Source organism: Mesotoga sp. H07pep.5.4 (assembly GCF_003664935.1).
Taxonomy (GTDB): domain Bacteria; phylum Thermotogota; class Thermotogae; order Petrotogales; family Kosmotogaceae; genus Mesotoga; species Mesotoga prima.
Window position 1 is genome coordinate 36,988 of the sequence record NZ_JFHM01000016.1, and the last position, 20,526, is coordinate 57,513.

Annotated in this window: 16 protein-coding genes and 1 pseudogene; 8 read left to right on the forward strand and 9 right to left on the reverse strand. The window is 44.3% G+C overall.

Annotated features, from left to right (window positions below; translation table 11 throughout):
• The first annotated feature begins 7 nt into the window (after positions 1–7).
• Complete coding sequence (locus Y696_RS09705) at positions 8–607, forward strand: hypothetical protein (protein WP_259459914.1); 600 nt, start codon at positions 8–10, stop codon at positions 605–607.
• Here the strand turns inward: Y696_RS09705 and Y696_RS09710 are convergent.
• Entirely contained in the window at positions 604–1,209 is a 606-nt protein-coding gene (locus Y696_RS09710) for a xanthine phosphoribosyltransferase (RefSeq protein ID WP_006487935.1), read from the reverse strand. The two genes, Y696_RS09705 and Y696_RS09710, sit on opposite strands and share 4 nt — an antisense overlap.
• 667 nt (positions 1,210–1,876) lie before the next feature.
• On the opposite strand from Y696_RS09710, the gene Y696_RS14075 reads away from it, so the two are divergent.
• Complete coding sequence (locus tag Y696_RS14075) at positions 1,877–2,029, forward strand: hypothetical protein (protein ID WP_183084208.1); 153 nt, start codon at positions 1,877–1,879, stop codon at positions 2,027–2,029.
• Positions 2,030–2,057: 28 nt separating this feature from the next.
• On the opposite strand, the gene Y696_RS09720 is transcribed toward Y696_RS14075, so the two are convergent.
• Positions 2,058–2,183 (reverse strand): desulfoferrodoxin FeS4 iron-binding domain-containing protein, encoded by a 126-nt coding sequence (locus tag Y696_RS09720; protein ID WP_121510374.1) that lies wholly within the window; start codon positions 2,181–2,183, stop codon positions 2,058–2,060.
• Positions 2,184–2,256: 73 nt separating this feature from the next.
• Between Y696_RS09720 and Y696_RS09725 the strand changes: the two genes are divergently transcribed.
• Positions 2,257–2,691, forward strand: coding sequence for a hypothetical protein (locus Y696_RS09725; RefSeq protein ID WP_014731480.1), 435 nt, complete (start codon positions 2,257–2,259; stop codon positions 2,689–2,691).
• Here the strand turns inward: Y696_RS09725 and Y696_RS09730 are convergent, their stop codons facing one another.
• From Y696_RS09730 to Y696_RS09760, 6 genes and pseudogenes are all read right to left on the reverse strand, one after another.
• On the reverse strand, positions 2,692–3,645 hold the full coding sequence (locus tag Y696_RS09730; RefSeq protein ID WP_006487926.1) for a D-glycerate dehydrogenase: 954 nt from the start codon (positions 3,643–3,645) through the stop codon (positions 2,692–2,694). It abuts the gene before it with no gap.
• A gap of 64 nt (positions 3,646–3,709) precedes the next feature.
• Entirely contained in the window at positions 3,710–6,094 is a 2,385-nt protein-coding gene (locus Y696_RS09735; RefSeq protein WP_006487924.1) for an ATP-dependent Clp protease ATP-binding subunit, read from the reverse strand.
• 55 nt (positions 6,095–6,149) lie between these two features.
• Entirely contained in the window at positions 6,150–6,599 is a 450-nt protein-coding gene (locus tag Y696_RS09740; protein ID WP_121510375.1) for an Hsp20/alpha crystallin family protein, read from the reverse strand.
• Between the two features lie 37 nt (positions 6,600–6,636).
• The gene (gene dnaK, locus Y696_RS09745; protein WP_121510418.1) at positions 6,637–8,481 is read right to left on the reverse strand and encodes a molecular chaperone DnaK; all 1,845 of its coding nucleotides are present in this window, start codon (positions 8,479–8,481) and stop codon (positions 6,637–6,639) included.
• A gap of 309 nt (positions 8,482–8,790) precedes the next feature.
• Entirely contained in the window at positions 8,791–9,966 is a 1,176-nt protein-coding gene (locus tag Y696_RS09750) for a threonine synthase (RefSeq protein ID WP_039882296.1), read from the reverse strand.
• A gap of 12 nt (positions 9,967–9,978) precedes the next feature.
• A pseudogene (locus tag Y696_RS09760) lies at positions 9,979–10,761 on the reverse strand (GNAT family N-acetyltransferase).
• A 147-nt stretch (positions 10,762–10,908) separates the two neighbouring features.
• On the opposite strand from Y696_RS09760, the gene Y696_RS09765 reads away from it, so the two are divergent.
• The 5 genes from Y696_RS09765 (at position 10,909) to Y696_RS09785 (ending at position 18,206) form a co-directional block, all read left to right on the forward strand.
• On the forward strand, positions 10,909–11,136 hold the full coding sequence (locus Y696_RS09765; protein ID WP_006487914.1) for a hypothetical protein: 228 nt from the start codon (positions 10,909–10,911) through the stop codon (positions 11,134–11,136).
• The gene (locus Y696_RS09770; protein ID WP_039882293.1) at positions 11,129–12,379 is read left to right on the forward strand and encodes a M24 family metallopeptidase; all 1,251 of its coding nucleotides are present in this window, start codon (positions 11,129–11,131) and stop codon (positions 12,377–12,379) included. The genes Y696_RS09765 and Y696_RS09770 overlap by 8 nt, the downstream gene beginning before the upstream one ends.
• Before the next feature lie 12 nt (positions 12,380–12,391).
• A complete protein-coding gene (locus Y696_RS09775; protein ID WP_006487912.1) occupies positions 12,392–13,066 on the forward strand; it encodes a protease inhibitor I42 family protein in 675 nt (224 codons plus the stop codon).
• 48 nt (positions 13,067–13,114) lie between these two features.
• On the forward strand, positions 13,115–14,887 hold the full coding sequence (locus Y696_RS09780; RefSeq protein ID WP_121510376.1) for a diguanylate cyclase domain-containing protein: 1,773 nt from the start codon (positions 13,115–13,117) through the stop codon (positions 14,885–14,887).
• Positions 14,888–15,116: 229 nt separating this feature from the next.
• Complete coding sequence (locus Y696_RS09785; RefSeq protein ID WP_121510377.1) at positions 15,117–18,206, forward strand: S8 family peptidase; 3,090 nt, start codon at positions 15,117–15,119, stop codon at positions 18,204–18,206.
• Positions 18,207–18,357: 151 nt separating this feature from the next.
• Here the strand turns inward: Y696_RS09785 and Y696_RS09790 are convergent, their stop codons facing one another.
• Positions 18,358–20,472 (reverse strand): VIT domain-containing protein, encoded by a 2,115-nt coding sequence (locus tag Y696_RS09790; RefSeq protein ID WP_121510378.1) that lies wholly within the window; start codon positions 20,470–20,472, stop codon positions 18,358–18,360.
• Positions 20,473–20,526: the final 54 nt, after the last annotated feature.

Here is a 20,526-nt window from a genome sequence, read left to right on the forward strand (position 1 = left end):
TGTATCAATGCCGTGGAGTGGGTTCCTTGAAGTCAGTGATTCTGAGAGAACCCAGCTCCTGATGAAAAACGACTTCCGCGCTTATTTCTTACCAACTGTGGGGTATGAGATCAGCGGTGAACATCTGATAGAGTTGAGTTTTTTTCACTTCACCGTTAAAAGTACATTCGAGGCGACGGACACTGATCCTTTGGCTTCATACGAATCAATGTTTAAGCATGATGTACTTTTGCTCACTTATATGTATATACTTCCTGAGCTTGATCGCTTCTCTCTTCAACTGGGTGTTCAAGGTAGGTTGTGGTTCAAACAACTGACGCTCACTGGCTCGAAAACATTTGACCGCAAGGTTTCTGATTTGTCCTTTGGCCCTGCTGCAGATTTGAGGCTGCAGATGAACGATAAGGTCTTCATTGGATTAGATGTCTCTACTGGACTGGGAAAAGGGAACGGATTCATAGATATGTTCGCTGGACTTCACTTTGAAGGGCCATTCTACTATGTTAGAGCGGGCACAAGATATTGGTCCGTAACGAACTCCTTTGATAACGATCGCTTCTTCCTGTCTTTTGTGAATCTGGGAGTGCAGTTCTGCGCAGTTTTCTAGACTCCATTTTTCACAAATGAGAGCGGGTCGAGTGAAGAGATTCTTACAATCCCCAGGACAGGAACGCCAAACTTCGCCAGCAAAGTTCGACCTTCTTCGAAGGTTTTTTCAATGATTGCCGCAAAGCCGTGAAGCGATGCTCCCGTTTTCAATACAAGCCGGGCCAGGGCCTCTATGGTCTTACCGCTTGCCAGAAAGTCATCCACGATAATGACTCTGTCCTTCTCATCAATATAGTCCAGGGAAACGTTGAGTTCCACTATCCCTCCTTTTGTGTGCGAAGGAGCGGATTCACTCAGATACCTTTGCATTGTTATTGGTCTACTCTTACGAGCAAAAACGAGCTGTGCACCAAGGCTGCTAGCTGCCATCAATGCGGGAGCAATCCCAGAACTCTCTGCAGTCAAGACTTTTGTTACTCCATAAGTTCTGAAGTAGTCAGCGATTAGTTCACCAGCATTTTTCATTAGTTGTGGATCAATCTGATGGTTAAGAAAGGAATCTACTCGAAGAATGCCATTGCCCAGAACGGAGCCCTTGTTTCTTACAGCTTCCTCAAAGGAAGAAAATATCTCTTGCCTGGAAAGAACAACTTCGTCCATCGATTAACCTCCAAAAGGTATATGGTACAATGATCGACTATTTCTGTATCCTTTTCTTGAAGGAGAAATTCCTTTTGTGTAAGGTATGTCCTCAAAACAGATCGTAACTACACAGGAATTCAAAATCAAGACGCTCGGAATCGCCTAGTGTGATTTTTTTCGAGAGATCTAGTTTACTCCCGGTGATACCAATCATTCAAAATGCCCCGATTCATCGCGATTAAATCTACCGAAAAGTCTTTTTTTATTTTATAGTGAAAATGTATAATTGAGCTACGTAACTAAAGCGGGAGGTTACTTATGAAGCGGAAGATACTAGTAATGTTATAACATTTCTCTTAATCTCTACGGCGTCTTTTGGAAGCTATTTCAACGCGAACAATATCGGCGGTTCGGTTGTTTATTTCCCTTTTCTTCTTGGAATATTCTCGGTGAATGGATACTACAGACTGGGCTTTCAAGTCTTTGGCCTTCCAAAACCGGTAGTTTGAGTTTCACTCCTACCACGCTTTATACTGGCCCTTCGGTCTCATATTCGGGTGCATTTGGTGAGGTTTCCGGACTAGAAGCAGGGATTGATACACGATTGCTGACGGGAATCGAGAATCTTTCTTTTAACTTGTTTGGAAGAAGATTCATGTTTGCGCTCGGACTGAGAGGACAAGCTATGTACTCTTTCTTCGAAACAACCGATAATTTCAAAACAAGACTCTCTCCTGAGATCAGCTTCGTAGATGTAACCAAAATGACGGACAGGTTCAACTTCTCTCTCTTTTTCTGGCCACTTCCCGTCCTTTTGGGTTTCGACATGTATTTCTAAAAAAGAAGCCCCAAAATCGGGGCTTCTTTTATTTCTGCACAAGCTTCATCGGCTCTCCACAGCAGACCAGTTCTCCTCCACCAACTTCTTTCACTTCAACTATGTTTCCACATATCTCACATCTGTAGACTTCTCCAACGCTCTTTACCTTCATGATCTCACTCTCCTTTTTTTGATAGTAAACTTAGTTACTGTTTCCACAGTCAAATGGATTGGAGGTGCTGACAATGGAAAGAGTCTTTTTCGCCGTTCTTTTCACTATATTCATTGTTGCCGCCGCAGGTACCCTTTACCAGGAACCACAGGTGATCTTCGCCAGTCATCTTCAAGATGGGACGCTTGTTTATGGCGGTAGTGTGATGCTTAGCTGGGACGTCGTTGTCAGAAACAACTCTATCATATTGAGCAACTTGGACATATGGGTTTCAAACAGAGATTCAGGAGCCAGGGTCGGCCTAGAATCTTCCCCTCTCATCGAAATAGCCAGCTACAATCTTTATCTGGGAACATCTTCGACGCCAAAGCTTTATGCATCTACTGGATCGAATAGTTACTTCGTCGATAGACTTTCAAATGATACTGTTTATTACTGGCAAATAGTTGCCATTGACAAAAATGGAAATAGATATTATGGACCGATATGGTATTTTGAAACGAGATAATCAGACCACAGCATTGGGAGGTTCCTTTCCTTCTAGAACTGCGGCCACGTTGCGCCCCACCATGATTGCCATTTCTGTCCTTGCTTCTTTTGTTGCAGACCCTACGTGTGGAAGAAGGACCACGTTATCCATATCTATCAAAGACTGTGGTACAATTGGTTCTTCTTCATAGACATCAAGACCGGCGGCAGCTAATCTACCATTCTTAAGAGCCTTTATCAGTGCTGCTTCATCGACGATGGATCCCCTGGCAGTGTTCACCAGAATCGCACCGGGTTTCATCATAGAAAGTCGCTTCTCATTAAGCAAATGATGTGTCTCTCTTGTAAGGGGGACGTGAATAGACACAAAATCAGATTCTTTAAGCAGTTCCTCGAGGCTCCTGTGCTTCACGCCAAGTTTCTCTTCTTCTTCAGTTAGAAGAGGTTTCCTGTTGTGATAAATTACTTTCATCCCAAACGCTTGAGCTCTTTTTGCAACGGCCCTCCCTATTCTTCCAAGGCCGATAATGCCCAAATTCTTCTCTTTGAGAGAGGGACCTGTTAACAGGTCTGGCTTCCATCCGGCAAACCTATGCTCTCTAACTAATCTGTCGCCCTCAACGATTCTTCTGCTTGTAGCGAGAATCAAAGCTAACGTTAAGTCCGCCGTGGCGTCTGTTAGAACGTCGGGAGTATTGGTAACTCTTACACCTCTTTTTCTGGCTTCTTCAACGTCGATGTTGTTATAGCCGACCGCGTAATTTGCAATCACCTTTAATTTCGGAAGTGATTTGATAAGCTCTGCATCAATCTTATCCGATAACAGTGTTACCAGTGCTACCGCATCCTTGGCTTTCTGAATAATCTCTTCTTTTGAGAGGAACCTATCCTCAGTGTTGATCATGATGTCGTATCCTTTAAGAAGAAGCAAACCTTCGTCGGGAATCTTATAAGTGAAGAAGATCTTGTCCATTAAGCACCTCCTAGAAAAATGATATCATTACTTCTGTACCATTAGGCCAAGAAAAGGTACTCTACTAACCCTCTTGTGCCTTCACCAAGATTCCGGACGCGTCTGAGTCAATAATAACTTTCATTCCTTCTCCCAGGGCTCCATCGATGATCAAATCTGCTATAGGCCCTTCCACCAACTTCTCAATTAATCTCCTAACCGGTCTAGCACCATATTCTCTGTCGTAACCCTCTTTAGCAAGATACTCGACCGCTTTCTGGCTGATCTCAACGGAAATGTGCTGATCAGATAGTCTTTTTTCCATTTCCGCTATTCTCATCTTAACAATTTCCTCCATTGCTTCGCTATCTAAAGGTCTGAAAAGTACAATGGAATCAAGCCTGTTAATGAACTCTGGCCTGAAGGCTTTCCGCAGGCTTTCTTCAGCAAGATCCATTGCTCGGCTCAGTTCCGAGGTACTCGCCAGCTCTTCAGATGCAATATTACTGGTCATTATAATTATTGTGTTTGAGAAAGAAACTGTCTTTCCTTTTCCATCAGTAAGACGTCCGTCATCCATGATCTGAAGCAAAACACTGTGCACCTCTCTGTGAGCCTTCTCTATCTCATCAAGAAGAACAACTGAATAAGGTCTTCTCCTGACTGCTTCTGTTAACTGACCGCCTTCTTCGTAACCCACATATCCGGGAGGCGCTCCAATAAGTCTGGAGACGGTGTGCTTCTCCATATATTCAGACATATCAATTCTTACCATTGCCTCTTCACTGCCAAAGAGGATGAATGCGAGTCTCTTGGCAAGTTCGGTCTTACCCACCCCTGTGGGTCCCATGAACAGAAAAGAGCCCCAGGGTTTATGAGCTGCATTTAAACCGGCTCTTGCTCTTCTGATCGTCTGCGAAACGATTTTGACTGCCTCTTCCTGATCGACAAACTTTTCGTGGATAATTGACTCGAGATCACGGAGCTTCTCACGTTCAGACTGAAGCATTTTTCCGGCAGGAATTCCAGTCCATTGTTCAACAATTGAGGCCACAACTGCTGATGTTACGGTCTTTCCAAAAGACTCTTCCGATTCCCATTTCTCTTTTTCAAGGAGGAATTCCCTTCTCTTTTTCTCTGCCACGGTCTTTAACTCGGCAGCGGTCCGATACTCGCCTTTTTCTGCATGAGCACTTATCTCGGCATCAAGCTCCTTGAGCTCGCGATCGAGCGATCTCAGTTTTTCGGGCATATAGCCTGTTCGCAGTCTCACAAATGAAGCAGCTTCGTCAACGAGATCGATCGCTTTGTCAGGAAGATAGCGGTCTGTTATGTATTTGACACTCAGATCAACGGCCGTCTTCAGTGCATCGTCTTCAATCTTTATATCATGGTGTTTCTCATAAGTGGGTTTAAGACCTTCGAGGATTCTGTAGGCCTCTTCAACTGTCGGTTGTTCTACCATAACGGGTTGAAACCGTCTCTCTAGCGCCCTGTCCTTTTCAATATACTTTCTGTATTCATCGAGAGTTGTAGCTCCAATACACTGCAACTCTCCCCTTGCAAGGGCAGGTTTCAGCAGATTAGCGGCGTCCATGGAACCTTCTGCCGAACCCGCTCCAACGACACTATGAATTTCATCTATGAAGAGAATTACTTCGCCGGAGAGCTTTCTAACAGAGTCTATTATACCTTTCATTCTCTCTTCAAATTCCCCTCGGAACTTAGTCCCAGCTACAAGTCTACCCATGTCAAGAGCCAGAACGCTTTTGTTATTCAAATATTCCGGCACATCACCGCTCACAATTCTTTGCGCGAGACCCTCTACAATTGCGGTTTTGCCAACGCCTGGTTCTCCCACCAGGGCAGGGTTATTCTTGGTCTTTCTTCCAATAATCTGAATTACTCTTCTTACCTCGTCTTCTCTTCCAATAACGGGCATTAGCTTGCCTTCTCGTGCGAGCTGAGTGAGATCTATCGTGAATTTCTTCAAAGAAGAGAGATTCTCGTCTTCCTCTGCATCGCCTTTCGTACGACCCTTAAGGATCAAAGTGTATATATTGTCGAGATTGACTCCGTACTTCGAGAGCAATCTGCTGGCCACTGCAGAGGTTTCCCGTACCATGGCAAGAAGAATATGCTCGGTCCCTGTCTTTGAATCGTGCATTCTTCTAGCCTCGCTTCTGGCATTCTCCAGAATGTGCCTTGCATCCGGAGTGATGTATATCTGGTTACCGATCTGACTTCCGCTCCCATAACGACCGATTACCTCTTCAACATCCTTTTTGAGAGAACCGATGCTTACCCTCTTTTCATTCAAAATGTCAATTGCAATATTGTCGCCATCCTCCAGCATAGATAGGAGAATATGCTCTGAAGCGAGTTGATTCTGTTTGTACCGCATTAGAATATCCTGTACATCCATAAGGATCTTCTTAGCTTTCTCGGTGTATTCTTCGTAGTTAATCATCATTACACCTCCAAAAAAAGGGCGCCCGTAAGCGCCCTCTCAGTTTAAACTTTTCTTAGTCGATCTTGACTTGAATTGCTTCCTTCTTGACTTCTTCTTTCTTGGGGAGCTCGAGCTTAAGGACACCATCTTCGTATTTGGCTTTGACTTCATCACTCTTTACGTAGTCCGGAAGTCTGAAGATCCTCTGGAATGCTCCGCTATATCTCTCATAGCGGTGGTAATCTCTTTCCTTCTGCTCTCTCTCAAGTTTCTTCTCTCCTTTGATAGAGAGAACATCATCCTCCACCTTGATTTCCAGTTCATCCTTCTTGATTCCCGGGATGTCCATTTCAATGAAGACAGAGTTATCCTTCTCGTAGATGTCAACTTCGGGGCTAAACATGGTTGTTTCTCTTGACTGGTAGCTCAGCCCTTTGAAGGCGTCGTTAAAGAGTCTGTCCATTTCTCTCTGAATCTCTTCAAAGGGTCTGAAAAGATCGCTTCCTCTTCTGATTGCCAACATATTAACACCTCCATTTTCTGGGTTTCTATAGATTCTGTTACTTGCTGTCTTCCGGCGGTATGTATTCGGTACCAGTGTCACTGTCATGATTTTCACCTTCCTGTGGGCCACCATCAGCTGGAGCCTGTGCCTGTGCCTTCTGATAAACGCTTTGTCCGACTCTCATACTCTCTTTCTGGAGCTGATCAAACAGGAGCTTAATTCTCTGAATATTGTCTTCGCTTAAAGCATCCCTCAGATCTTTCACCAGTCCTTCAAGTTTGCCTCTGTCTTCGGACGAAATCTTATCTCCACTTTCGTTGAGAAGCTTCTCCATGCTGTATGCCAACTGATCGGCCTGGTTCTTTAGCTCTACTTCCTGTTTCTTCTGCTTATCCTGCTCTTCGTATTTCTTTGCCTCTTCTACGATTCTCTTAATATCCTCTTCAGACATTTTCTGTCTTCCACTAACAACCATCGACTGCTCTCTGTTCGTTCCGAGATCTTTTGCGGAGACATGTACAATTCCATCACTATCGATGTCGAAAGTCACTTCTATTTGAGGCACTCCCCTAGGTGCCGGTGCAATTCCTGTAAGCTTAAAGCTTCCAAGAGACATGTTGTCTCTGGCCATGGTCCTTTCTCCCTGGAACACTGCTACTTCCACTTCGGTCTGACCGTCTGCCGCGGTTGTGAAAACCTTAGACTTTTTCACGGGAACCGTGGAGTTTCTTTCGATTATCGGCTCCATTAAACCGCCCATGACCTCGACTCCTAAAGTGAGAGGTGTTACGTCTACGAGCACCAGATCGCTTTCCACGCTGCCAGAGAGAATACCGCTCTGAAGCGCTGCACCAATTGCTACCGCTTCGTCTGGGTTGATGTTCTTGTTAGGATCTTTGCCGAAGATCGACTTGATGAAGCTTTGAACCATTGGAATTCTAGTAGAACCTCCGACAAGTAACACTTCATCAACCTCTTTTGGCGAAAGCTTTGCATCGTTCAGTGCTCTTTCTATCTGTTCCCTGGTGCCTTCCACAAGATCTTTTATTAGGGATTCCAATGTGGACCTTGTTATCTTCATTTCGAGGTGCAATGGGCCATCAGCCGTTGCAGTTATGAAAGGCAGGGAAATCTCAGTTTCATACTTTGAAGAAAGTTCAATCTTGGCTCTTTCCGCAGCGTCCTTCAATCTCTGAAAGGCTTGCTTGTCTTTTCTGAGGTCGACGTTGTTCTTCTTCCTGAAGTCCTCAGCTATGTAGTCTATTAGCCTCTGGTCAAAATCATCTCCTCCGAGGTGGTTGTTACCTGAAGTTGAAAGAACTTCAACTACTCCATCACCAATATCCAGGACGGAAACATCAAAAGTTCCTCCTCCGAGATCATATACGATAATTTTTTTGTCACCTTTTTTCTTGTCGATTCCGTATGCTACGGCTGCCGCTGTAGGCTCGTTAATTATTCTCTGGACCTCAAGACCAGCAATTATTCCGGCTTCTTTAGTGGCCTGTCTCTGAGCATCATTGAAATATGCAGGACAAGTAATAACTGCCTTAGTAATTTTTCCACCAAGGTAAGCTTCTCCATCTGCCTTCAACTTCTTCAAAATATAAGCGCTGATTTCTTGAGGAGTGTACTCTTTGTCATCTATCTTTACTTTGAAATCGGAACCCATCTTTCGCTTTATCGATCTTACAGTCCTCTCCGCATTCAGAATCGACTGTCTCTTAGCGGGCTCACCCACAATGATTTCACCGGTCTTGCTGAACGATACTATAGAAGGCGTTGTACGATTTCCTTCTGCATTAGGAATTACCTCGACATTTCCGTCTGGTTTGACCCATGAAATAACGGAATTAGTCGTTCCAAGGTCGATACCTACTGTGTATTCCTTATTTGCCATCTGATTTCCCTCCTTGCATGCAAACTCAACATCTACAACACTATTATAGGCAAGAGAAATCAAGCTGTCAACACCAAAATGTCATAATGTATATCTCTGATAAAACTGATTGAATGAGCACTATAAAAGACTAAATAATAATGCAATACTATTGTATAGCGTTCGTATCGTAAGACTGATAACAAGAATTAGGTTCTTTTAGAATTACCCCATGCAAGGGTTCGAGAAATCGGATGAAATCAGTTTATTTGGACAAGAATAATGAAGCTGACATTCAAGGAAACCCGCATAGAAGTATTACCGGTTACTCTAAAGCAAGTCCTGAAGAGAATCGATATCGGTTACTTCCGCAACAGAAGGTTGCTCTTTAAGAACTGCAGGGTATTTCAAGCCGGAGCCCGTTAGAACTGCAACAACAATAGCCCTCTTGACATCAATCGCTTTTCTCAGCTTTGAAATCGAAGCAAATGCTACCGCGCTGGCAGGTTGTCCAAAGAGACCTCTCTTGGCTAGTTGTCTCTGAGCTGTGAGGATCTCGTCTTCATTAACGGCAACAGTGATTCCCTGATTTTCTTTTAGCATTCTCAGAACAGCATTTCCGCTTGGGGGGAAGGGATTTTCGATTGCGTGTGCAATTGTGTGTGCGTGGGTAAACTTTTCTATCTGATTGTCGTTTGAAGAAAAGGCTTGGTGTATAGGGCAGCATCCCAAAGCCTGTGCCACGATCAATCGGGGGATGCTCCTGGAGAGCCCACATGCCTTGAGTTCGCGAAATCCCTTTTCTATTCCTCTAATATTTCCACCAGAACTTGTTGGAACGATCACAAAATCGGGAACTCTACCTTCCAGCTGAAGGAATATCTCGAATGCGATAGTTTTCGATCCTTCTACCCTCATTGGGATGTCGGAATTTGCAAAGTAGATGTTCTTCTTTCTTCCTAGCTCCAGTGATCTGAAATAAAGACGGTCATAATCTCCTTTGACCTTCAGTATTCTAGGACCATAGATGGCGATTGGCGAGATTTTCTCCTCAGGGATTGAATCAGATACTAGAATTGTGGTCTTCAGTCCCGCCCTCATACCGTAGGCTGCAACTGAGGCGGCCATGTTACCCGTGGAGACTGTGCCGATATGCTTGTAGCCCTTGTTGATGGCGTCGAGAACGGCCAAATAACTTCCGCGGTCCTTGAAAGACCATGTCGGATTTATTGCCTCGTTCTTTATGAACAGTTCTAAACCGTCTGTCATAGCATGTTCTATCTTCGTCAGGGGGGTCAGCCCCTCACCCAATGAAAGAGAGTTAAAATCCTTCAGTTCAGGTAAGAGATCCGAAAAGCTTTCGAGAATTCCTGATTTTTTCCAGGAGATGTTTACAGCCTTTTTCTTTTGCATGATTAACTCAAGTGGTTCCCCACACGAACAGCGGAAATGTTCTCCTAAATATTCTTTGCCGCACATGGTGCAAATCATTTTCGTTTCTCTCATCTTCATCCTCTTCTAAATGCTTATCTTACACACTTCATAATCCATCTTTTCCTTCAATCCAAGGTTGGTGGCAATCGACAAAGAAGGGAAATTCTCAGAATCACAGTGCCAGTCAACTACCAACCCGCTTGAAAGGAATTCATCGACGCATATTTTCGACACAGCCAGACCCATACCTTGATTTCTAAACTCCTTGATGGTTTCTAGGCCCACTTCGATTCTATCTCCATATCTGTATACACCCAAGCATCAGCTAATTATTATCTTACCCTTGATTAATGCGTAACCCCCACCAAGTTTCTCGAATGAATTCAGATCTTTCCAAAAGGAACATACCCAGCCTCTAAGAACGTTACTGTTATCCAGGTGGCGATTCAGCAACGCTTCATTAATTCTGAATGCGGTAAATTCAATTGAGTTGTGTCTTTCAGTATTACTTAACATGGAGTCTGCTTGAAAGAAGCGTCTTTTCACGAGTCTTGGATTCATTGTTTTGAGGATAGCTAGAAGTTTATCCAAGACAGTGGGAGAAGAACAGAAATTCATGAAAGGAATGTCTCTTTCTTTTGCTAGTGGGAGAAAAGTCTCGAAAAGAAATCTACTAAGTTGGTTTTCTGAAATCTTTCCACTTTCACTCCCCACTAGAGCTGTATCACAACAATTCCAAACCACCATGAGGTTCGGACTTCTTTGATTGTCAACAAAGATCATTCCTTTAGTGTTCCTTTCGATCACTGAAAGACCCGTTAAGCTCTGTGGAAGAGTTTCTATTAAGGTCTTATCCTTACTAATCATCTCCAGTTCGCTCCTGAGATGCAACTTGAACTCCTTCTTTCTGGGATCAGTAAATTCTACTCCGTTTCTGCTAAGCAAAGCAAGGCAGCGTGTGTAGTTCTTTGTTTTGCTATTTATAAATGTTAGATTATCTCAGGAGGTGGAAAATTGGAGATCAAAGGATATGTTGAAATCGATGGGGTTACGTACAAACTGATCAGTCGACAGAAGAGTGCTCACAAGAAACTTAGGATAAGAAGCAAGGGCCAGACCGGTGTTCACCTTTTAGAAGAGGAGAGCTTTCTGAAAGAGAACAGCGATTATTTGAAGAGTCTCTTAAACGATTCGGAAGTTGCCATTCCAGTTGGAAAAAACAGTGGGGGCCAAGATGAATGAATTTGCGGATCAGTATAGAGAAATAGCTTCCACAATGCCCTCCGAGGACGAAAGAATTGCCTGCTACAACGAATTCCTTCTCGACAGGCTTGAGAATATTATGCCGGGGCTTCTTGCGGAAGAGGAGTTTGATGCCTGGATGGTAATCGGAAGAGAGAACAACGAAGATCCTATTATCAGAACGTTGCTTCCCGGTTCGTTTTACGGAGCGAGCAGAATAACGGCCTTCTTGTTCACGAAGAACAACAGATTTGTATTGTCTCCACATGGTAGTCAGTTGAGCGGCTATTATGAATCCGCATGGAAAGTTGAAGACGGAGATATTTTCGATTCTATAGGAAAGCTGTTAAGTGATTTGAAAGTAAGGACACTAGGAGTAGACTATTCGGACAACTTTGCACTCGCCGATGGGATTACGGTTTCACTTTTCCAGTCTCTCAAGAGAAAGCTTTCTGATGAAGTTACTCTGGTGAGTGCCGAAAACATTGCAGTCAACTGGTTGCAGACCAGAAGTGAGAAGGAGATTGAGGTTTACAGGAATCTCGACAGAATAGCTCACGTAATAATCAGAAATGCCTTTTCGAGAGACAACATTACACCGGGAGTCACGAAAACCAGAGATATCGAGCTCCTGCTAAAAAAGCTGGCATACGATATTGGTCTGAAAACATGGTTTGGCCCAGATGTAGATTTTCAGAGAAAGGGCGTGGAGGATGCGAGGTGTACGGGTCTAATTGAGGAAGGTGACCTATTGCATTGCGATTTTGGCTTTATGTACAACGGCCTCGCAACTGATACACAGCAGGTATTCTATCTGAAGAAGGAAGGGTATGACGATTTGAAGCTAGGTCTCGCTGAAGTCATCAGAAGAACAAACGAGGTTCAGAATATTCTGGCACGAAATTTCAGGGAGGGAATTACTGGAAATGAATTGCTTCGAGTTTCTCTTGAAGACGCGAAGGTAAAGGGTCTGGAAGCAGCAATTTACTCACATCCAGTTGGTTATCATGGACACGGTGCGGGGCCAGTTATTGGATTATGGAACAACCAAGACAGAATAAGCGGAGCCGGAGATCTTAAGATCAGAAACATGACCTGCTTTGCAATGGAGCTAAATTGCAGAACGCGACTGTCACTGTGGGACGAACAGAATGTCTACGGTTTCTTGGAAGAAACGGTTGCTTTCACCGATAATGAGATAGACTATCTAGATGGAAGGCAGAAAGAGCTTTTTCTAATATAGGAGGTGTTAACCATGAAGAAAACACTAACGGCGTTCTTTTATATTGCACTGATAATTACATTAGGGCTTGCGATTGAATTGAAAGAGTCGGCTAACTCAATGAGTGTAAATGATCTTGCGATACTTGAGATTCAAGAGAATCCTTCCACGGGATATCTTTGGCATATTTTTGCGGAACCGACAGGTGTGTTGAGAAACTTCCTTGAAGAGCACAATGCGCCCAGTATGATGCCGGGCGCCCCTTCTGTCAAAGGGTGGATAATGACAGCGGCAAAGGAAGGAAAGGCTTTGATCACTTTGAAGCTATTCAGGCAGTGGGAAGGAGAGAAACACTCTGTGGACTTCAGGGCACTGACGGTGGATGTTGCCGGCCAAGGGAAGGGTCAGGTGGATCTGAAGATTCTCATGAATGAAGTGACGCTTGGTACGACCTTCACGGTCACCCTTGAGGAGAATGCTAGTACTGGGTACACATGGCAGTATGTAGTTCTTGGAGATGGGATTACTGAAAAAAGCAAAGAGATCTCAGTCGATAAAAGTGACAAGGTAGGAGCTCCTTCTAAGGTTACCTGGACATTTCAAGCGGTGGACGAAGGGTATTCGACGATAATCTTCAGATACTTCAGATCGTGGGAAGGGAAAGAGTCGGCGGTTGATTATAAAGCTTACAATATTTCCGTTGAATAGGGTCTGACATCATTAAATGACGTTTAGTTCTGCCGAGGTGAAATACTGTTGTGCATTCCAGGAAGCAGAAGCAAGTTGCAGGTATACCTGACATCGATTCTGATAGTCGTTGTTTCAGCAGTAGTCTTTTCCCTGCACTCCATTCAGCCAGTTAAGTTTTTCGCCATACTTAGCGAAATGGTTGTTATTGGTGTTTCGCTAGTCGCAGCTTACCTACTGGGAAATCGCGAGCTCCACAAAGGGATCCCTCTGGGCCTTATCTTTCTATCGATTTCAACGTATTTCGATTTGCTTGAAGCGCTTACCGAAACGAGAGTGTATGAATTCGTTTCGGTAGTGCTTCTGGTTATTGGTTTACCCATGCTCCTGATAAGTGCTTTCTATCACATCAAGGAGCGAAAGAAGAGAATCTCAGAGTTCAGGGCCGTTGTAAACAATTCACTGGACGGCATTCTGCTTCTGGGTCTGTCAGGAGAAATACTCCATCCGAACAGGGCCGCTTGCAGTTTGCTTGGATATAGTAGCGATGAACTCATGAAAAAGCAAGTATCTGATTTGCTTTCCGAAGATAGCGAGAAGAAATTCGAGAAGGCGAAATCCTCCCTTTTTGCTGGAAAGAATGCCTTTCAGATTGAACTGGAACTCATTACCGCGAGACAATTCAAGTTAGTTGCTGAGGTCAATCTAGTGATTGGAAGGGATACGAAAGAAGATCCCGATTCCTTTCTCATGACCTTCAAAGATGTCACTCACCTGCGAAAGATCGAGTCGACTCTCATTGAACAGAACAAGTTCCAGAGACTTCTCAACGAATTAATCACGGAAGTATTGGAAAGCGATTTCGATGAAAAGACCTACAGGTACTTCTTGATGAGATGTGTTGAGGTCTTCCCAAAAGCAGATGCAGCAGCTTTTCTTTTGAAAAAGGAGGATAATCGTTATCATTTCGTGGCCACTCACAACTATGACTTTGAGAAACTGAAGACGGTCTCGTTTTCTTCTGATGAACTTATTCAAAAAGGTAGTGGTGATGTGGTTATAATAAAGGATTACAGTGTTGATTATCAAATGGATGGTGAGCGACTGGAGAAGATTATAAAGGGAGGAAGGCTTGAGGAAATAAAGAGCACACTTTCGATCCCAATAAAGATTGATGATGACATCAGAATGTACTTCAATCTGGACAGCTTCACTTCTTCAACTGCTTTCGATGACAAAGAGGTAGTAAACACGGCAATTGGTTTTGGAAAAGCGATTTCAGTTCTTCTATGGAGAATTCAGACAGTAAATGAACTGAGAAGACAGAGAAAGCTGATGGAAAAGCTATCTTTGGAGGATCACCTGACCGGTCTTCCGAATCGCAGAGCCTTCTTTGATTGCGCGGAAAGGCAGGTTGAGTTTTCGAAACGAAAGTCTGAGGCAATGGCTCTTCTTTATCTCGATCTAAATGATTTCAAAGGAGTCAACGATACTCTTGGACATGATGTTGGTGATGAGCTTTTAAAAAGTGTTGGCAAGCGCCTTAGTACCGTCTGCCGTAGAAGTGATCTCATTGCAAGGATGGGCGGGGACGAATTTGTGTACGTACTACCTTCAACGGGAAAGAAAGGGTCTAGAGAAGCGGAAACGAGAATCCATCAAGCCTTTGAAGACCCCTTTTCTGTCAAGGGAAGAAGCTTGAAACTGACTGCCAGTGTCGGTATAGCAGTATTTCCTGATGACGGGAAGACGATTAGAGAATTGCTGATCGTAGCCGACGAAAAGATGTATGAAAACAAGGAGAAGCTCTCAAGAGAGTCAAAGAGGGTGACTATTACCTGATTATTTGAAATTACTGCTTTTCCGACTTGCTGAGGTTACAATAAGACGCATCGAGACATTTTCATCTCATGAGAAACACCCTTTCTTATTGTTTCGAATAATGGACATTAATTCAATTATTCATGCTAGGATTGTTTATCAAAGCTATTACATTGCCTGACTCTTCTTTATTTGGAGCCTCATTTACCTTGATCAAAGAATCTCTTTTCTTCAATACGAGGAGGTATTTATGAAAATCAAACTGCTGTTTTCATTAGCAATACTGGCAATAGTATTGATCATTCTTACAGGATGTCCGACTCCAACGAAATTCACATTGAAAGTAACAACGTCTCCGGAAACTGGGTTGAACATAACTATAGGGGGTATTAGCTACGAATCTCCAAAAACGGTCACTCTAGCTGGGGGTAGTTCCACTAATATTGGAATCGCTTCCCCTCAGGAAGAAGACAAATCTGGTCAGGTGATAGGACCAGATACTCGATTCACTTTCATCCAGTGGAACGATTCAAGTACGGTAAATCCAAGAACTGTAACGCTCAGCTCAAACATGACTTACACGGGAGAAATGCTCGTTGAATACAAAGTGACTACCTCAACCGATCCAGCAGGGGGAATGGTTCCTGGAACAGGCTGGAGTATTTCTACTACTAGCAAGAGCTTCACTGCACCGGTTAGAGCTGGCTTCTCTTTTAGCCATTGGATGGTAAATGGAGTGAATTCTGGCTCTTCAAATCCTCTGAACATAATTATTGACGCTCCGAAGCATATCGTTGCAGTCTACATAGCAGATCAGATTCCCTGCAATTTGACGGTCACTACTTCGCCAGACCTGTCGCTGGACATTGAAATAGACGGTGTGTCATTCACCTCTCCAAAAGGGATGATTGTCAACAGTGGGACAACAAAGCAAATCGCCGCGATTACTCCTCAGGAGAAAGACATATCCCCATGGCTCTCGGGAATAGATTCGAGATACGTATTCGATGACTGGAATGATGGAAACACCTCGAACCCCAGAAACATAACGGTGAACTCAGATATAACATACACCGCAAACATGGATACTGAGTATCGCATCACTGTTGATTCCTCACCATCAGAAGTCTCTGGAGTTGCGAATTTTTGGACAGAAGGGGGCACAGATTGGCTATTCGACTTCAGCGGTGATACTGGCTCTTACAACTTCAGCCATTGGTATGTAAATGGCCAAGATGTTGGAAGTGCACGTCCTCTAGAGTTGTTTGTCGATAAACCCTATCATGTCACGGCAGTCTTTGCCGAGCAAGAAACACAATACACTCTTACGGTAACTACATCTCCGGAAACCGGATTGAACATCAGCATAGGTGGCACTAACTACACTTCGCCGAAGACAGTGATTCTCAATAGCGGCACTTCAATATCCGTCGCGGTTACTTCCCCTCAAGAGAAAGATAAATCTGGTCAAGTAACGGGAACAGACACGCGTTTCACCTTTTTACGCTGGAGCGATACCAATACTAACAATCCAAGAACAATTACCTTGAACTCAAATATAACCTATACCGCAGAGATGAAGGTAGAGTACAAGGTGACAACGGGAACAAACCCTGCAGGCGGAACAATTGACGGCGCAGGTTGGTATGTAGCTGGAACCGTAAAGAATTTCACTGCTCCAGTAAGAGTCGGTTACTCCTTTTCACACTGGGTTATTAACGGAGCAAACATGGGAGAAGCAAACCCTGTAGTTGTTAATGTCAACTCTCCCAAGAACGTGATTGCATACTATAATGCTGAGACCACGACAAAGAATATCTTTGGAACCGTTACTCCGTACACGGGGAACATAAAGACTGCGGACCTAAATAAGATAGAGATACTCTCCAATACTGAGATAAGAACCACGTATGACAGACCTGAATTCATAGAAAACGAATATCTTCTAAAGGTGGAATCATTCAAAGAAGCTGAATCCTCATTCAGTAGTGCCTCTATCGCGTCGGTCGATGTAATAGAAAGAATAGAGGACTATTATGGTGAACTAAAGTACCTGCACGTTAGAACAACAGCAAGCGAGGAGGAATTGAAAAGACTCCCGGGAGTTGTTCGGGTGTCGAAGAACAGCCTGTTCTACGCACTTAGTACCACGCCAAACGATCCCTCATACCCCGTTCAATGGAACTACCCTGTCATGAATTTACCTCAAGCTTGGGATTACACGGTTGGATCTAGGAGCGTGGTAGTAGCGGTAATTGACTCGGGATTCAGCACTAACCATCCCGATCTCTCCGGAATCTTTGAATCTGGGTATAACTTCATAGACAACAACACAAATGTCTCAGAACCTCTCGCGTCTGAGGACAGCCACGGAACTCACGTTGTTGGGACGATCGCTGCGCTCACGAATAACGCACTGGGTGTCTCCGGCGTTACCTGGGGAGGACTGGGAATCACACTAATACCCATAAGAGGAATAAAGGACGCTGCCGCACTTATGAAAAGCCTAATCTATGCTGTTGATCATGGAGCAAAGATAATTAACATGAGTTTAGGAGGAGCTGTAGACAGTCCTGACGTTCACGATGCTGTGAAATACGCGGCGAGAAATGGAGTCGTTATGGTCGCAGCATCCGGCAACAATGGAGACGGTAATATCCTCTATCCTGCTCGCTATCCAGAGACTATTGCCGTTGGAGCGATATGGGAAGACGAAGGTACAATCAAGAAATCTCCTTACTCATGTTATGGGTCTGAGCTTGATGTTGTGGCACCCGGAGGGTATATGAGATCAGGCACCGATCCAAACGGAATATACAGCACCGGGTGGACTCCCTCGGGCAACACCTACATGTACATGCAGGGAACATCGATGGCTACGCCACATGTCACAGGCCTTGTGGCTCTTCTAATGGGAGCCGGATTGACTGATCCGGATGACATTAGAAATGTACTGCACAACACCGCCATAGATCTTGGATCTCCTGGGAGAGATGACGATTACGGGTGGGGACTCGTAGATGCCGAAGCTGCGCTTGATTCGATTGCCTCGCCACAAGAGTTCAAAGTCTTCTTGAGAAATCCGTCAACCGGAACCAATATTGCCAGCACCAGCCTATCTGACTCAGGTGCCTACCATTTCAGTGACGTAAGCAATTCTCAGGTCAAGATCTTCGCTTGGAGGGATATGGACGAAAACGGAGCGATTGACACTGGAGATCTTCTTGGGTATTTCAACTATTCAGGAGGCACGCCGGATCTTGACGATGCCCAGACAGTGACCCTTTCCGGCGGCGACAACTGGATCGATTTTGAGTTTGCTCCGATAGTTGGAGATTGATAAGCCGTTTCTGACAGAAGTTCGTGATTCTCTGGCTAATGATTCTTCAACGCACGATAAGTGCGAGATGAGCAAGAAAAGGAACGCGATTGTCATGCGTTCCTTTTCCTTTGCAAATAATAAGTGTCTCGAAGAGGTTTCTCAGCGAAGATTACTGCTTGTCCAAAGCATCGAGCAACTCATCCAGAGTTTGTATCCCCTCGTCTGAGATTTGGATTAGAACTCCTTCGTAGATGAGCCTTATTCTATCACCGAGTGCAAAGACTTTCGCCACCCATTCGCTTCTGTTGGCAAGCTCGAAGTATGCTTCACTGTATGCAGCCAAACTTAACGATTCAAGAGTGTTTACCTCTTCATCGTCCTGGATCCAAACCCCGTCTTCAAGAGTGAAGCCTATTCCATCAACGAATGTGTAATCAGAAGAGCCACCTTCAACGAACTGGTCCTGCTCCATCTCCGCAACGGATTTCGCTGCCATGACCGAATCTGCAGGAGGTGCAGCGCCCAGGCCTCCTCTGTCTCCTGCCGTGTATGTTTGAACTCTTTCAGGTGCGATCAGGTACGAAGTAAACTCGTTTATGATGTTGAACTTTTTTGAGAGAGCGATAATTTCAAGCTTCAACTCATCTTTCTCTGCTTCAGTGAGGGAAGGATCATATCGGTAAAGATTTGCAAGATGAGCAATTCTCTTCTGAGCCCAGATTCTCTCGATAAATGGGCTGTCAGATCTCTTGGAAGTTTTGAAGAGATACTCATATCTGTACCTTTCACCGCCTCTGGTACCTTCAACTGTCACTCTCATATCTCCCTCATCAAAGTAGATTCCCGATATCCTCAAAGCTTGCCCTGAAAAGAGAGAGTATGGACCTTCAGGAAGAGTCTTCCTTACATCGAGATTTTCTATGGAAACAGTCACGTTTTCCAGAGCAGGTGTCTCTATGGATCTGTAAAGATCGGTGACTTTTGCTTCAATGCTTTCTCCTTCAACAATATAACTTACTCTTCCGGCATTTTCCTGGACAAGTCGGTCCAGCAGTTCGGCAACAACCCCGGTGCCTACTCCAAAAGAGAAGAGATGAACATTTCTGGCTCTTGCCTCGGGAGTTGCATCGCTAATAATCCTTCCAATATCGGTTATTCCTTCTGTCGGCTCTCCGTCAGTCAGGAACAGAAGTGCCTTGAATCTACCAGTATCATATTTGCTGAACATATCTATGCTTGTTTGAAGTGCGTCGTAGATATTTGTCATTCCATCTGCCTGAATCCTTCTGACCTTTTCTATCCACTCAGCCTTTTCTGAAGCATCGAGAAGACTTCCAGTAAGGTTGTGCACTCTTCCATCGAAGGTAACAAGTGCAAAGCGGTCCCCCGGTCTTAGCATCTGAAGTACTTGTTCTAAAGCGCGCTTAGCCTGTTCAATCTTCTCTCCGTACATCGAACCGGAAATATCGAGAACGAAGACGACATCTTTGGGGATAACGATTTCCTCCTTAATTCTAGGGATAAGTGTTAAGAGAAAATATCCTTCATTTGTTGATTCATCCCAATGGGTTGCCAGAGAGGAAGGTATCTCATCTTCGGATGAAGTGAGAACCAGAGCGACGTCTGAATTGGGAATCAGATCATTTCCTATGAAGACGTACTCCCTGCCGCTGACTCCTGTTGTTTCCACGAATGGATGGGTCGGCGAATAAACCTCGGCGATCTGAAGAGGAACCGAAATTCTAACACTCACTGAGCCTATGGGAGCCGAAAGAAAACTGTCGATCTTCAGAGGATAAATCATCGAGTATGAATTAGAAGATATTTCCAGTGGCTGGCTGTATTCAATAAAGAATTGCCTTCTTTCGCCCGGTTCAAAGGGATAGATACTCATCCTGATAAGCTGAGTCCCAACGTACTCCAGCAATGCCGGGTCCTTCATTTTCGCCACTATCTCCTGGTATATCTCCCTCGCTTCATCTGCTGGAAGTACTTCACCCTTCAGAATCTGATCTCCGATCTTCATTGTGAAATCACTTATTACAGCTGAAGAGGGAATTGGGAACAGATAAACAGCTTCCAGCAATCTGGTTGATGTGTTCTCAAATTCCTCCTCAATTATTACCGTCGCAATTCCATCTTCGACTGTTATATGAACGTTGTGGGTATTCATCACGAATCCCCCTGAATCCTGTTCCAAAGGAAACTGCGGGATTACTACACCGTTTGAAAACGCTGAAGTCACTGCTAGAACAAAAAGCAAAATCATTCCAAGTCTCTTCATTAAATCGCCCCCTCTTTTGTCTAGTACTTATGACATCTCAAAGAGCCTGAAGGT

Bases quoted from the DNA above. Each gene is read 5' to 3' on its own strand.
- Y696_RS09730 (WP_006487926.1), bottom strand. From the start codon at position 3,645: ATGGACAAGATCTTCTTCACTTATAAGATTCCCGACGAAGGTTTGCTT.
- Y696_RS09750 (WP_039882296.1), bottom strand. From the start codon at position 9,966: ATGAGAGAAACGAAAATGATTTGCACCATGTGCGGCAAAGAATATTTA.
- Y696_RS09740 (WP_121510375.1), bottom strand. From the start codon at position 6,599: ATGTTGGCAATCAGAAGAGGAAGCGATCTTTTCAGACCCTTTGAAGAG.
- dnaK (WP_121510418.1), bottom strand. From the start codon at position 8,481: ATGGCAAATAAGGAATACACAGTAGGTATCGACCTTGGAACGACTAAT.
- Y696_RS09720 (WP_121510374.1), bottom strand. From the start codon at position 2,183: ATGAAGGTAAAGAGCGTTGGAGAAGTCTACAGATGTGAGATATGTGGA.
- Y696_RS14075 (WP_183084208.1), top strand. From the start codon at position 1,877: ATGTACTCTTTCTTCGAAACAACCGATAATTTCAAAACAAGACTCTCT.
- Y696_RS09785 (WP_121510377.1), top strand. From the start codon at position 15,117: ATGAAAATCAAACTGCTGTTTTCATTAGCAATACTGGCAATAGTATTG.
- Y696_RS09735 (WP_006487924.1), bottom strand. From the start codon at position 6,094: ATGATTAACTACGAAGAATACACCGAGAAAGCTAAGAAGATCCTTATG.
- Y696_RS09725 (WP_014731480.1), top strand. From the start codon at position 2,257: ATGGAAAGAGTCTTTTTCGCCGTTCTTTTCACTATATTCATTGTTGCC.
- Y696_RS09790 (WP_121510378.1), bottom strand. From the start codon at position 20,472: ATGAAGAGACTTGGAATGATTTTGCTTTTTGTTCTAGCAGTGACTTCA.
- Y696_RS09770 (WP_039882293.1), top strand. From the start codon at position 11,129: ATGAATGAATTTGCGGATCAGTATAGAGAAATAGCTTCCACAATGCCC.
- Y696_RS09775 (WP_006487912.1), top strand. From the start codon at position 12,392: ATGAAGAAAACACTAACGGCGTTCTTTTATATTGCACTGATAATTACA.
- Y696_RS09705 (WP_259459914.1), top strand. From the start codon at position 8: ATGCCGTGGAGTGGGTTCCTTGAAGTCAGTGATTCTGAGAGAACCCAG.
- Y696_RS09710 (WP_006487935.1), bottom strand. From the start codon at position 1,209: ATGGACGAAGTTGTTCTTTCCAGGCAAGAGATATTTTCTTCCTTTGAG.